The organism is Janthinobacterium sp. GW821-FHT03C10 (assembly GCF_059420865.1).
The window spans coordinates 718,669-732,767 of sequence record NZ_JBWKUN010000002.1; the positions used below are offsets into that span (position 1 = coordinate 718,669).

Below are 14,099 nucleotides of genomic sequence, written 5' to 3' on the forward strand. Positions count from 1 at the left end.
ACACAAGAGAATCTCACATGAAAAAAGTCCTCATCTTAGGCGTCAACGGCTTCATCGGCCACCACCTGTCCAAGCGCATCCTGGAGACCACCGACTGGCATGTCTACGGCATGGACATGAACACGGACCGCATCACGGAATTGCTGGAAGATGATAACTACAAGCCGCGCATGCACTTCTTCGAAGGCGACATCACGATCAACAAGGAATGGGTCGAGTACCACGTCAAGAAATGCGACGTGATCCTGCCGCTGGTGGCCATTGCCACGCCATCGACCTACGTCAAGCAGCCGCTGCGCGTCTTCGAACTGGACTTCGAAGCCAACCTGCCCATCGTGCGCTCGGCCGCCAAGTACGGCAAGCACCTGGTCTTCCCGTCGACCTCCGAAGTGTACGGCATGTGCCATGACGAGGAATTCGATCCGGAAAACTCGGAACTGATCTGCGGCCCCATCAACAAGCCGCGCTGGATCTATTCGAACGCCAAGCAGCTGATGGACCGCGTGATCTGGGGCTACGGCATGGAAGGCCTGAACTTCACCCTGTTCCGTCCATTCAACTGGATCGGCGCCGGCCTCGATTCGATCCACACGCCGAAGGAAGGTTCCTCGCGCGTGGTGACGCAATTCTTCGGCCACATCGTGCGCGGCGAGAACATCTCGCTGGTGGACGGCGGCGCGCAGAAACGCGCGTTCACCTACATCGACGACGGCATCGATGCGCTGATGCGCATCATCGCCAACAAGAACGGCATCGCCAGCGGCAAGATCTACAACATTGGCAATCCGACCAATAACTATTCGATCCGCGACCTGGCCGGCATGATGCTGACGCTGGCCGCCGAATACCCGGAATACGCGGAAGGCGCGAAACACGTGAAAATCGTCGAAACGACCTCGGGCGCCTACTACGGTGCCGGCTACCAGGACGTGCAAAACCGCGTGCCGAAAATCACCAACACCTGCGAAGAGCTGGGCTGGGCGCCGACCACCACCATGGCCGATTCCCTGCGCAATATTTTCGACGCCTACCGCAGCCAGGTAGCCCAAGCCAAAGCCCTGATGGATTAATGTTGAGCAAGCCGTTCCTGACCCTGAAAATCGACGTCGATACCTATCGCGGCACCCGTGAAGGCATGGGCAATCTGGTGCGCATGCTGGCCGCGCACCAGGCCAAGGCCACCTTTCTGTTCTCGCTGGGCCCCGACCACACGGGCTGGGCCCTGCGGCGCGCCTTGAAGCCCGGCTTTTTCAGCAAGGTGTCGCGCACCTCGGTGGTCGAGCACTACGGCTTGAAAACATTGATGTATGGCACCTTGCTGCCGGGACCCGATATCGGCAAGCAATGCGCGGCGCAATTGCGCGCCGTGCGCGATGCCGGTTTCGAGTGCGGCATCCACACCTGGGATCACACCCTGTGGCAAGACAATGTGGCCAAGCGCAACGCCGCCTGGACCATCAACATGATGCGCAAGGCCGCCAACCGCTACGAACAGGTGTTCGGCAGCAAGCCGCACACGCACGGCGCGGCCGGCTGGCAAATGAATGTCAGCGCCTTTGTCGAGCACGACACGGCCGGCTACCACTTTGCCTCCGATGGCCGCGCCATGCTCGACGCGCGCGGCGCCATGGTGCATCCGGGCAATGGCCCGCACCGCGTGCGCAATGGCAACACCATCCTGCAATGCGTGCAATTGCCCACCACCCTGCCCACCCTGGATGAATTGCTGGGCTGCGAAATCGACGGCAAGCTGATCACGACCGGCAATGTTGCCGCGCATATATTGTCGCTGACGGCGGACAATCCCCGCGACCACGTATATACCTTGCACGCGGAACTTGAAGGACAGAAACTCGCCCCCATTTTCGAACAGCTGCTGGCTGGCTGGAAAGCCCAGGGCTACCAGTTTGCAGCGATGGGCGATTATTATGAAAAGATAAAAAATACGGACTTGCCCGTTTGCCCCATCACCTGGGATGAGTTGCCCGGGCGTTCGGGACGCCTGATTGTGCAGGGCAAAGCGGCCTGAATGCTGTATTGTTGCACCTGGATGCGTTGCCAGATTAAAAACCAGCGCTGATGATCACCGTTCAGGAGAGAACCTGTGGCTGATAGCCAATCCCTCGTTAGCATACCCGACTTTAGCGCCGCCATGACCAGCGGCAAGACCTTTCAGTTGCTGGGCCGCCCGGCCAAGGCCACGGTGCTGTTTTTCTATCCGAAGGACAACACCCCTGGTTGCACCACGGAAAACATCGCTTTCCGTGACGCGTATGCGCAATTTGCCGCCGCCGGCGTGGAAATCTACGGCATCAGCCGCGATTCCCTGCGCTCGCACGAAAGCTTCAAAGCCAAGCTGGAACTGCCGTTCGAGCTCATTTCCGACCCGGATGAAGCCGTTTGCCTGCTGTTTAACGTCATGAAGATGAAACAGATGTACGGCAAGATGGTACGCGGCGTCGAGCGCAGTACGTTTGTGATTGACGCCCAGGGCCGATTGGTGAAAGAATGGAGAGGCGTGAAGGTCGCAACTCACGTGGAAGAAGTGCTGGAATTCGTAGCGCATCTGAATTGATCGTCCATTTTGATCCAATGCGCGTTGTCGGCTTCCAGCGAGCCTGGTTCAACCGCAGTTCAGTTCACGGTACCTATCGCCATTTTGAGTCAACGAAGCGCCTCCATCCACTGCGCCAGGCGGGTCTGCAGCCCGCCGATGGCGTCCATGACCGGCCATGCTGCCGGCCTTCCGGCAGTTACTCGTCCTGTAGCATTGTTGTTCCCCCGCATCCACCCCATGAGAAGTGCCGCCAGAAGCTGGCTGCCCATGGGCGATTCATTCCAGAAATTTTTTGATTGAGATCCTGATGCCACTGCCAAAATTACCGAGCAAGCCAGCCACCATCCTGGCCACCCAAGATTACCCAAGCGCAGGCGCAGCGCGCCCGGCCACCAAAACCCCGGCAGCCAAGAAAGTGGCTGCACCTGTCATTGAAGCGGCGATCGCCGAAGTTGCCAAGCCGGTCCGCAATGCGGCCACGAAGATCAAGCAAGTGGCGGCCCTGATGGTCGCCAAGCCGGTGCCTGCGCCCGCGCCGGTTGCGGCCGCGCCTGCCGTCGTTGCCGCGCCTGCGGCGAAAGCCAAACCGGCGGCAAAAGGCAAGGTCACGCCGATCAAGCCCGTCAAGCAAGCCGAGCAACCGCATCCGGCCAAGCACAAGCCCGTCGAAGTGCAGCTCAAGTCGTCCGCCAGCCGCGCCGCCGACCAGCGCGGCCTGTCGAAACTGTTCGTGCTCGACACCAACGTGCTGATGCACGATCCATCGTCGCTGTTCCGCTTCGAGGAACACGATGTGTACCTGCCGATGATGACCCTGGAAGAGCTGGACAACCACAAAAAGGGCATGACGGAAGTGGCGCGCAACGCGCGCCAGGTGTCGCGCACGCTCGACGCCCTGATCAGCAACACGGATGACGACGCCATCGAGCACGGCATCCTGCTGTCCAAGCTGGGCAACAAGGATGCCAAGGGCCGTCTGTTCTTCCAGACGCGTTTGCAAAGCGCCGACCTGCCGGCAGGCTTGCCAGTGGGCAAGGCCGACAACCAGATCCTGGCCGTCGTGCGCTCGCTCGAGTCGGAACAGGATGGCCGTCCCGTGGTGCTGGTGTCGAAAGACATCAACATGCGCATCAAGGCGCGCGCCCTGGGCTTGCCGGCCGAAGATTACTTCAACGACCATGTGCTGGAAGACACGGACTTGCTGTACTCGGGCATCGTGCAATTGCCGGACGACTTCTGGAACAAGCACGGCAAGGACATGGAATCGTGGCAGGAAAGCAAGAATGGCTACAGCTCCACCTTCTACCGCGTAACGGGCCCGTTCATTCCATCGCTGCTGGTCAACCAGTTCATCTACCTGGAACCGAAAAACGGCGAAACGCCGTTCTACGGCCAGGTGAAACAGATCAACGGCAAGACGGCCGTGCTGCAAACCCTGCGCGACTTCAGCCACACGAAGAACAATGTGTGGGGCGTGACGGCGCGTAACCGCGAGCAGAACTTCGCGTTGAACCTGCTGATGAATCCGGAATGCGATTTCGTCACCCTGCTGGGCCAGGCCGGTACCGGCAAGACCCTGCTGGCCCTGGCCGCCGGCCTGGCGCAAGTGCTGGAAACCAAGCTCTACAATGAGATCATCGTCACCCGCGTGACGGTGCCCGTCGGCGAAGATATCGGTTTCCTGCCGGGCACGGAAGAAGAAAAGATGTCGCCATGGATGGGCGCCTTCGACGACAACCTGGAAGTGCTGAACAAGTCCGACTCCGATGGCGGCGAATGGGGCCGTGCGGCAACGCAAGACCTGATCCGCTCGCGCATCAAGATCAAGTCGCTCAACTTCATGCGCGGCCGCACGTTTGTGAACAAGTTCCTCATCATCGATGAAGCGCAAAACTTGACGCCAAAACAGGTCAAGACCCTGGTCACGCGCGCCGGTCCCGGCACGAAGATCCTGTGCTTGGGCAACATCGCCCAGATCGACACGCCGTACCTGACGGAAGGCTCGAGCGGCCTGACCTACGTGGTCGACCGCTTCAAGGGCTGGACGCACAGCGGCCACGTCACCCTGGCACGCGGCGAGCGTTCGCGCCTGGCCGACCACGCCAGCGAAGTGCTGTAAGTTATAGCGGGCGGCGTCAGCTGCCCCAGTCATGCAAAAGCCCCGACTGCAGCGATGCAGGCGGGGCTTTTTTCATGTGCGCGACTTTTTCCTGCGGCATGTTCTAATACCGCTCCTTTCTTCCTGGACAACCCGCCCCATGCCTCCCGCCATGCAATTGCTGCTCTGCTTCATCCTCTTCATGCTCATCCACATTTCCGTCATGGCCATCTGCGCCAGGCTGTTCGGCATCACGGTGCGCAGCATCAGCTATGGCGTCGGTCCCACCCTGCTGACCTGGGGCAAAGTCCACCTCAAGCTGCTGCCGCTGGCCGGCAATCTGGTGCTGAAGGATACGCGCGAGGAAACTTTGTATGACGACGACCCCTGCCTTGACGCCTACAACTTCCAGCCGCTGTGGAAGCAGGTGCTGCTGCCATTGAGCGGCGTGGCCGTGCTGCTGGCCTTGGCGCTGGGCATCATGGGAGCATCAGGCTGGGAGCGCTTTATCGCCGCCTTCTGGCAAATCATTGACGGTGCGCTGGCACCATTGTCGACGGCGCAGCAATTGCTGGCTGACGGAGAAACCTTTGCTCGCACGCACGGCTTTGCGCCGGTGTTCGCCCTGTTCGCATTGAAACTGTGCGCCTTTAATCTGCTGCCGTTCGCCGGCCTGAATGGCGGTCAGGCGCTGCTGGCCATCGCACGCGGTGGCCAGCCGTATGTGGCGTGGGAAGAAACGGCAGCAAAATGGCTGTTGCTGCCGGGGCTGGCGATCATGGTGGCGTGGCTGGCGGCGTTCGGCTGGTATGGCTGGAAAAGCATGGGCGCCTAGGCCCCTGGCGCTATTCTTATTTGCAGCCCTATTGTATGCTCGCAACATTGCATTACTCTAATGAACGCGACCGCCCAAGGAACCCGCATTTTTTCACTCGACACCTGCGGCAAGCATCTGGCCCTGTGGGCGATCCGTGCCTACCAGCGCCATCTGTCGCCCTGGAAAGGCTACTCCTGCGCCTACCGCGTGCTGACGGGGCGCGACAGCTGCTCCGCCTATGGCTGCAAGGTCATCGCGCGCCACGGCTTGCGCCCGGGACTGGCGCTGCTGCAACGCCGCCTGCGCGCCTGCGGCGAACGCCATCGCCGACACCTGGCGCTGCATCCGCAGGCGCGGCGCAGCGCGCGCCGCCAGGCCCAGGCGGGATTTTGCGATTGCGACCTGCCTTTGCTGGACTGCGCTTGCGACTGCGCCGACGTGGCCAGCCTGGCTGACTGCTCCCGGCCGCGCCGCGGCAAGAACACGACGTGGTTCCGCAACGACTATACAGCCAGTGCCGCACTGAAACGGCAGCAGGAAGAACACCGCAAGAAGATCAGGCAGCGACAGGATACGGATAGTTAAATTCACACAATAAATTACGAATGAATTATTCATTCATGAAATGAATAATACCCATTATCACTGTGAATTGGCTGGAAACGGATCGGCGGCCTATACTTAAAGCGTCTTCCCTACACTGTTTCCCATGCACACCCAGCTCAGCCCGCACGCACTGCGGGCTTTTTGTTCCCGGCACTTGCCACTGCGTCTTTCCTCTTTTACCCATCACCGGGCGCACCGTTCCCCGCCAGCCCAGCTCCCGGCAGGGAGACCAGCATGATCGTGCGCGAGCGCCCTTCGGCGCTACGGCTGTTCCTCGTCGTGCGCGGCTCCGTCCTGCCGCGCATCCGCACCACGCTCATCGTCAATACCCTGATCGCCTCCCTCGTCACGTGGTGCCACGGCACCTTGTTCGACCACAAGGTGATCCTCACCACCATCCCGTTTACCCTGATCGGCTTGCCGTTGGCCATCTTCCTGGGCTTTCGCAACACGGCCGCCTACGACCGCTACTGGGAAGCGCGCAAGCTGTGGGGCGAACTGGTGTTGCGCAGCCGTAATTTCTCGCGCCAGTGCCAGACGATGATACGCGGCGACACGCCGGCCCACGCCAGGCTGGGCCTGGACGATGTGCGCGTGCGCATGATTTACCGCGCCATCTCCTTTTGCCACGCCCTGCGTCACCAGTTGCGCGACACGCGCGGACCGGCCGACTTGCAGCCGCTGCTGCGCCCGGCAGAATGGGAAGCGGCTTGCCAGGCATCGAATCCATCCGACTACCTGATGCTGCAGATGGGCCACGACCTGGCCGACTGCGTCCGGCAGGGCCGCATCGACAGCATCCTCACCGCACAGATCGATAGCACGGTCTCGGCCATGGTAGCGGCAGGCGCTTCGTGCGAACGCATCCGCAGCACGCCGATTCCGTTTTCGTACTCGCTGCTGCTGCACCGGACAGCCTATCTGTACTGCTTCCTGCTGCCCTTCGGCCTGGTCGACTCGCTCGGCTTCATGACGCCATTCGTCGTCGCCATCGTCGCCTACACCTTCTTCGGCCTCGATGCCTTGGGCGACGAGATCGAGGAGCCGTTCGGCGAAGATGCCAACGATCTGCCCCTGTCAGCCATGTGCCGCGCCATCGAAATCAGCTTGCGCGAATCCTTGCAGGATGAGAACGTGCCGCCGCCCATGCAAGCGGACGATTTCCTGCTGAATTGATGCGCACGCCAGCTTTCCCCTTGACCTTACCATCGGGGGAAGGCTTACAGTGGACGCACCTAATCATTCAAGGAGTGCTTGTCATGTATCAGTTACAAGTTGAAAACATGAGCTGCGGCCATTGCGTCGGCTCGGTCACGAAAGCGGTGCAAGCCATCGATCCGCAAGCCCAGGTGCAGATCGACCTGGCCAGCAAGCGCGTCACGGTGGAATCGCCAGCAGAACTGGGCGCCATCAGCGCCGCCATCGTCGAGGCGGGCTACCCCGTTACCAGCGCGCAATAAATGGCACGCAAAGCGACATGCACAACAGCCGGCCATTGCGCCGGCTGTTTTCTTATCCGTCCAGTTCCGGGTAATGGCGGAAGATGCCTTCCTGATTGAACGCGATCCTGCGCTTCGACCGCAGGTAGCGGGCGATGTTCGGCCGCGCCGCCACCGTATCGTGCAGCTCGGACAGGAAGGGATAGCCGGGCGCCAGGCGCGCCATGGCTTGAGGAAACGCATAACGCAAGCCGGCCAGCATCTGGAACAGCGACAGGTCGCCATACGTGAGCCTTGCGCCCACCAGATACTGGCCCCGGCTGCGATTATTCAGCAGGACCTGGGTGAAAAAATCGAGGAATTTCGGCAAGCGCGTTTCGCGGAAATCCGCGCCGCGCAGCATGGCCGCCTGTTTTTGCTCCTCATAATATTGATTCATCGACAGCGGGTGATGCGTGTCATGCACTTCCGTCAGCCAGTCGGCCATGGTCAGCTGCAGCTGGTTCAGCCATAAATGGCCGCTTTCCGCGCGCGGCGCCAGGCCCAGGCGGCGGCCCAGGTAGAGCAGGATATTCGTGGTCTGGCCGATCAGCAAGTCGCCGTCGCGCAGCACGGGCGGCGCATAGGCCGCATGCGGCGTGCTGCCGCCGTCGAGGCAGGCCAGCATGGCGGATAGTCCCTGTCCCTGGCGCTCAGGCAAGCGGGCGATATCGCGGTAGTCGGCGCCCGCCTCTTCCAGGGCCAGGCGGATGAATTCGCCCCGTCCCTGTATCGTGGGCCAATAATACAGTTCATACGCCATAGAGCCTCCGTTGATTTACCTCAATGGCAGCAAGCCTTCGCTTCCGTGTCGCCGGCCAGCCCCAGGCTTTGCAGGATGGGGCAATCGGGCTTGTCGTCACCGTGGCACGATTGCGCCAGGTGGGCCAGGGTATCGCGCATTTCCGTCAATTCGGCGATGCGCTTGTTGAGCTCGGCGACGTGGGCCAGGGCGATGCCCTTCACATCCGCGCTGGCGCGCTGGTCGTTTTGCCACAGCGACAGCAACTCGCGGATCTGTTCCAGCGAAAAACCCAGCCCCCGCCCGCGCTTGATAAAACGCAGGGCGTGCAAGTCGTTCGGCGTGTAGATGCGGTAGCCGGCGTCGCTGCGCGCGCTGGGTTTTAGCAATGAAATACTCTCGTAGTAGCGTATCATTTTTGCCGATACGCCCGTCTCGCTTGCCGCCTGGCCGATATTCATCCTATGACTCCTTGATATGCGCGCTGCCTGCATGACTGCGGGCTGTCCAGCGGCGCAGCAACAGGGCATTGCTGATCACGCTGACGGAACTGAAGGCCATCGCCGCGCCCGCCACCATGGGGTTGAGCAAGCCGAAGGCGGCCAGCGGAATGCCGATCAGGTTATAAATGAAGGCCCAGAACAGATTCTGCCGTATCTTGCTGTAGGTGCGGCGCGAGATATCGATGGCGTCCGCCACCAGGGCCGGATCGCCGCGCATCAGCGTGATGCCGGCCGCATGCATGGCCACGTCCGTGCCCGTCGACATGGCGATGCCCACGTCCGCGGCAGCCAGCGCGGGCGCATCGTTGATGCCGTCGCCCACCATGGCCACTTTCGCGCCCTCGCCTTTCAGTGCCGTGATTTTAGCGGTTTTATCGGCCGGCAGCATTTTCGCCGCCACCGTGTCGATGCCCAGCAGCTTGCCGACGGCGTCGGCGCTGCCCTGGTTGTCCCCGGTCAGCATCACCGTGCGGATGCCCAGGCTGTGCAGATGGGCAATGGCCGCCTGCGCGTTCGGCTTGACCTGGTCGCTGAAGGCGAACAGGCCCAGCAGCTCCGATCCCGAAGCCAGCCACGAGATCGTGTTGCCCGTGTTTTCCAGCGACAAGGCCTGTGCCGCCAGCGGCGTCATGTCCACGTTTAACTCCTGCATCAGCCGCGTGCTGCCCAGTTTCAGGTCCAGGCCGTCGACATTCGCCGCCAGCCCGCGGCCCGGCAAGGCCGACAGGGCCGTGGCGGGCAAGGGCTCGATGTGGCGCGCGCCTGCCGCATCCAGCACGGCCGTAGCCAGGCTGTGCTCGCTGCCACGCTGGATACTGGCCGCCAGCTGCAACAGCCGTGCATCGTCGATGCCGTGCGCATGCAGGGCCGCCAGGGCAGGCTTACCCACCGTCAGGGTGCCCGTTTTGTCGAACACGACGGTATTGACGGCGTGCGCCACTTCCAGCGCTTCCGCATCCTTGATCAGGATGCCGTAGCGGGCGGCCACGCCCGTGCCGGCCATGATGGCCGTCGGCGTAGCCAGGCCCAGCGCGCAGGGGCAGGCGATGACCAGCACGGCCACGGCATTGATGATGGCGTTTTCCAGCTCGCCTGTGGCGAACCACCAGCCCAGCATGGTCAGCAGCGCCAGCAACAGCACCACGGGAACAAAGATCGCGCTGACCTTGTCGACCAGATGCTGGATCGGCGCCTTGGCCGCCTGCGCATCTTCGACCAGGCGGATGATGCGCGACAGGGTCGTCTCGCCGCCCACCGCTTGCGTGCGCACCAGCAACAAGCCATCCGCATTGATGGCGCCGCCCGTCACCTTGTCGCCCGGATGCTTATCGACCGGCAAGCTTTCACCCGTGATCAGCGATTCGTTGACCTGGCTTGCGCCTTCCACCACCACGCCATCGACGGCCACCCGCTCGCCGGGGCGGATCACCACCAGGTCGCCCACGTTTACCTGTGCCACGGGCAAGTCGATCTCGACGCCGTCGCGGCGCACGCGGGCCGATTCCGGACGCAAGACCTGCAGCGCGCGGATGGCCGAGGCCGTCTGCCGCTTGGCGCGGCTTTCCAGCCATTTGCCCAGCAGCACCAGCGTAATGACAACGGCCGATGCCTCGAAGTACAAATGCGGCAACATCTCGCCTGCCGTCAGCCATTGATAGACGGACAAACCATACGCGGCGCTCGTGCCCAGCGCCACCAGCAAGTCCATATTGCCGCTGCCGGCACGGGCCGCCTTCCAGCCCGCCTTGTAGAACCGGGCGCCAAAATAAAACTGCACGGGCGTGGCCAGCGCGAATTGCACAGCGCCGGGCAGCATCAGATGGATGCCGGCCCACTCGAGCAGCATGGGCAGCATCAATGGGAAAGCCAGCACGGCCGCGAACGCCACTTTCATGCCGTCGCGGTTGGGCGCCACAACGGGCGCGCTGGCCTGGCTGGCGGCAGGAGCCTTGGCCTCGTAGCCGGCCTTGTCGATGGCGGCGATCAGGGTGGCGGCATCCGCGCCGCCCGTGACCTTGATGCGCGCGCTTTCCGTGGCCAGGTTGACGCTGGCGGCCAGCACGCCGGGCACCTTCAGCAGGGCTTTTTCCACCCGCCCCACGCAAGAGGCGCACGTCATGCCGGCGATGTTCAGGTCGATCTCGCGCTGCGCCACCGTGTAGCCGGCCTTTTCCACGGCTGCCTGCAAGGTGGCCAGGGGAATCGGCGTATCGGAACTGATTTTGGCCACTTCCGTGGCAAGGTTGACGCTGGCCTGGGTCACGCCCGGCACGGCGGCCAAGGCCTTTTCCACGCGGCCCACGCACGAGGCGCAGCTCATGCCTTCGATGGCCAGCGCCTGCGCGTGCGCATGCGCAGTAGCGGGAGGGGAAGCGGCGGGAGCGAGTGCACTCTGATTCATGGCAGATCCTGTACGAAAGATTAACTGATATGTACAGGATCTGCTATCCCATGATGGGAAGGTCAAGCCCTATTTCAGCCTGCAGCACACCTTAGCGCACCACGCAGTCGATGGTGGCAGGCTTGCTGCTGCCTGCCGCGCTGCCCGGGCCCGGTGACGACGATGAAAAGACCGGCGGCGGCGTGAACGGGATGCCGGGGTTGACGGGCAAGGGGGCGGGCGGCTGCCTGAAGTTGGGCGTATAGCCAAATTGCCCGGCAGAAAAATTACTCGTACCCGCTGGATTCGTCACATGAATCAGGCCATCGAGCACCTGCACATACAGGCCCGGCGCCCGCAGCTGGCTTGCCGGTCCCGGTGCCGGTGCCGGCAACGACGGCGTCCCAGGCGGGATGACGGTGGCAATGAAAGTCGTGCCGCGAATGCCGATGGTGGCGGCCGGCGTCTTCATCTCGAAGCGCTCCTTGTTGCGCTTGCCCAGCAGGCCCGTGACGGAACGCAAGCCCCCCTTGAGCAAACTGAAGATGGCGTGGTCGCCATCGGGCTGTTCGGCCGTGTAGCTGAATTGCTCGATCACGAAACTGGTATTCGGTTTCAAGGTGATTTCGCTATTGTCGATCAGCTTGATCAAGGCATAGGTCTCCTTTTCCGTCAGCAAGGTGTCGCCCTGCTCGACTTCGGACTTGATGGCCAACAATTTCACCTTGCCATCGGCCTTTTTCGCCATCAGCGGACCGCTCAATTGCATGACGGTACCGGCCACCTGCCCTGCCCAGGCGTGCGCGCCCACGCACATCAGGGCCAGCCACAAGAAAGCCTTAATTGCAGTACATTTTTTTAGCGGCATCATCGTATTTGTATCCTGTCGGTTTATCGGTGGCATCGACAACATCCATGCTGTCTTTCTTCTTGTCATCCAGCTTGGCTGGCGTCGTGGACGCGAGCGTATCGTTGGCACGGTCGGCCTGCTTGATGATGCGCAAGGCATCGTCGATGGCAGCGCTCGTGGCGGAGTCGATCACGGGCCTGTCGACGGTGGTCGCTGGCAGGAAAATGGCGTCCGCCATATTTACCGTGCCGGTCGGCGCCAGCAGGGTCACGCCGCTGCGCTGGCGGTTGATGCGCACACCCGCGTCGCCCGTGATGCTGCCCGTTTTCGCCAGCACGCTCATGCTGGCCGCTGCCGGCAAGATGAAGCTGGCCATGTCCGCAAAGCGCACGTTGGCGCCCGCGCTGGCGCTGAAATGGCCGCCGCTAACGATATTCGCATTGCCTTCGACACGGACGTCGCCGCCTGCCACCAGGCTGATGTCGCGCGCCGCCGCCAGCTGCGCGCCATCGCCCAGCACCACGTCCGTACTGGCATTGAGCGCGATATCATTGCCCGCGATCCTGCCGTTGACGGCGACGGGGCTGTGCGCCGTCACGCTGACGTTGCCGCCATTCGCATTGATGTTGCCGGCCGCGATGCCGCCCGTGTTGTCGATGGCGATATTGCCCGCGCCCGTGAAGAGCGTTCCCAGAATCAAGGTGCCCGGCGCCGAGGTATTGTTGAGCGTAATGCCGCCGCCGGCACTATTGCTGGCACTAAAACTGCCCACCTGGTTGCCCGGATTGCCCAGCACGATGCCGTTTTGCGCCCGTGCCGTCAGGCTGCTGGCGAGCAGCGCACCGTCCTGGCCGATGGCGCCGTTCAAGGCGCTCAGCTGCACATCGTTGGCCGCCAGGCTGGCGAAGCGCAAGTCGCCAGCCGCTTGCGTGATGGCCAGCTGGCCCGCCAGCCGGATGGCGCCGGCAGTCTGATTAAAACTGTTGGCGACGAGCAAGTTGCCATTGCCGCTCAACACGCCGCCGCCTTGCGCGTAACGGTCCGCCGACAGGCTGCCGTTCAGCAGCAGGTTGCCGCCGTTGATTTCCAGGCCGGCCAGGCCGCCCAGCACGGAACGATCCAGCGCGCTTTCACCGAGGGTCAGGCTGCCGCCCGTCAGCAGCAAGCCCGTCGCGGAAGTCAGGTTTTTCAGGATGGTATTGCCGGCCGCCGCGCTGTAGGTGACGATGCCCTTGCTGTTGCTAAAGTCGACAGCCAGCACGTTCGCGCCTTCCGGCACTACGCCGCCGTCCCAGTTGGCGGCATCGCTCCATAAGCCGTTGCCGCTGGCTACCCAGGTCGACAATTGTTTTTGCGCGATCGTAGCCTGCGCCGTGCCGCCCGTCGTCTCCAGCGTGTAGTTGCCCGCATCGGCGCCCGCCAGGCGGAAGCCGCTGGCCGTCACCAGCTTGCCCGCGCCGGCGTTCTTGTCGGCAAAACTGCCGCTGCCGCCCACCACGGCGACCACGTCCTGGCCCAGCACGCCGCTTGCCGTGGCGCTGACGACGGCGCTGGTCGTGCCGTCATACACCTTGCCGGCCGCATTCAGGCCCGCCAGGGTCAGGCTGGCGGGCGTGATGCTGGCCAGCAAGCCCGTCGGCAAGACGATGAAATAATTAACCGCATCGGCACCCGTCAGCGCAACGCCGCTCAGCTGCACAGCCTTGCCTACGCCCACGTTCTTGTCCGCGAAGTTGGCCACTGCCGAGGTTGTCAAGCTGTCGCCGGCGACACGGTCATCGCCCAGGGTCAGTTGCGCGCCCGTCGTGCCATCGTAGACCTTGCTGCCCGCCACGCCGGACAGGTTCAGCGCGCGCGCGCCGATATCGGCCGTGGTGCTACCGACATTGCTGCCCAGCACATAGTTGCCGGCGTCGTCGCCGCTCACGCCCACGTTGGTCACCGTGACGGTTTTGCCCGCACCGGCGCTCTTGTTGCCAAACGCGGCATTACCCGCCACCGTCAAGGCATCGCCCTGGACGCGGTCGTCGCCAAAGCCCACTTGCGCGCCCGTCGTGCCGTCATACGT

The 14,099-nt window shown here is 62.6% G+C and carries 13 protein-coding genes; 8 read left to right on the forward strand and 5 right to left on the reverse strand.

The annotated features are described in order from the left end of the window. Positions 1 to 17 precede the first annotated feature (17 nt). The 8 genes from AC07VH_RS11170 to AC07VH_RS11205 all read left to right on the forward strand — a co-directional run bounded on the left by AC07VH_RS11170 (position 18) and on the right by AC07VH_RS11205 (position 7,538). Entirely contained in the window at positions 18 to 1,070 is a 1,053-nt protein-coding gene (locus AC07VH_RS11170) for a bifunctional UDP-4-keto-pentose/UDP-xylose synthase (RefSeq protein ID WP_494789581.1), read from the forward strand. Then, entirely contained in the window at positions 1,070 to 2,029 is a 960-nt protein-coding gene (locus AC07VH_RS11175) for a polysaccharide deacetylase family protein (protein ID WP_494789582.1), read from the forward strand. Before AC07VH_RS11170 ends, AC07VH_RS11175 begins: the two co-directional genes overlap by 1 nt. A gap of 75 nt (positions 2,030 to 2,104) precedes the next feature. Further along, the gene (locus AC07VH_RS11180; RefSeq protein WP_494789583.1) at positions 2,105 to 2,575 is read left to right on the forward strand and encodes a peroxiredoxin; all 471 of its coding nucleotides are present in this window, start codon (positions 2,105 to 2,107) and stop codon (positions 2,573 to 2,575) included. 289 nt (positions 2,576 to 2,864) lie between these two features. Then, a complete protein-coding gene (locus AC07VH_RS11185; protein ID WP_494789584.1) occupies positions 2,865 to 4,676 on the forward strand; it encodes a PhoH family protein in 1,812 nt (603 codons plus the stop codon). A gap of 139 nt (positions 4,677 to 4,815) precedes the next feature. Then, positions 4,816 to 5,490: a site-2 protease family protein gene (locus tag AC07VH_RS11190; protein ID WP_494803986.1), complete on the forward strand. Its 675-nt coding sequence runs from the start codon at positions 4,816 to 4,818 to the stop codon at positions 5,488 to 5,490. Between the two features lie 60 nt (positions 5,491 to 5,550). After that, entirely contained in the window at positions 5,551 to 6,057 is a 507-nt protein-coding gene (yidD, locus tag AC07VH_RS11195) for a membrane protein insertion efficiency factor YidD (protein WP_494789586.1), read from the forward strand. A 255-nt stretch (positions 6,058 to 6,312) separates the two neighbouring features. Beyond that, on the forward strand, positions 6,313 to 7,254 hold the full coding sequence (locus AC07VH_RS11200; RefSeq protein ID WP_494789587.1) for a bestrophin family protein: 942 nt from the start codon (positions 6,313 to 6,315) through the stop codon (positions 7,252 to 7,254). Between the two features lie 83 nt (positions 7,255 to 7,337). Continuing rightward, positions 7,338 to 7,538, forward strand: coding sequence for a heavy-metal-associated domain-containing protein (locus tag AC07VH_RS11205; RefSeq protein ID WP_070219128.1), 201 nt, complete (start codon positions 7,338 to 7,340; stop codon positions 7,536 to 7,538). A 52-nt stretch (positions 7,539 to 7,590) separates the two neighbouring features. Here AC07VH_RS11205 and AC07VH_RS11210 read toward each other — a convergent pair whose 3' ends face one another. From AC07VH_RS11210 to AC07VH_RS11230, 5 genes are all read right to left on the reverse strand, one after another. Continuing rightward, complete coding sequence (locus AC07VH_RS11210; protein WP_494789588.1) at positions 7,591 to 8,319, reverse strand: glutathione S-transferase; 729 nt, start codon at positions 8,317 to 8,319, stop codon at positions 7,591 to 7,593. A 20-nt stretch (positions 8,320 to 8,339) separates the two neighbouring features. Then, the gene (cueR, locus tag AC07VH_RS11215; protein ID WP_475415561.1) at positions 8,340 to 8,759 is read right to left on the reverse strand and encodes a Cu(I)-responsive transcriptional regulator; all 420 of its coding nucleotides are present in this window, start codon (positions 8,757 to 8,759) and stop codon (positions 8,340 to 8,342) included. Position 8,760: 1 nt separating this feature from the next. Beyond that, entirely contained in the window at positions 8,761 to 11,202 is a 2,442-nt protein-coding gene (locus AC07VH_RS11220) for a heavy metal translocating P-type ATPase (protein ID WP_494789589.1), read from the reverse strand. Positions 11,203 to 11,293: 91 nt separating this feature from the next. Further along, positions 11,294 to 12,013, reverse strand: coding sequence for a FecR family protein (locus AC07VH_RS11225; protein ID WP_494789590.1), 720 nt, complete (start codon positions 12,011 to 12,013; stop codon positions 11,294 to 11,296). A 7-nt stretch (positions 12,014 to 12,020) separates the two neighbouring features. After that, positions 12,021 to 14,099: YDG domain-containing protein (locus AC07VH_RS11230; RefSeq protein ID WP_494804026.1), on the reverse strand; the 2,079-nt coding region annotated here is incomplete at its 5' end.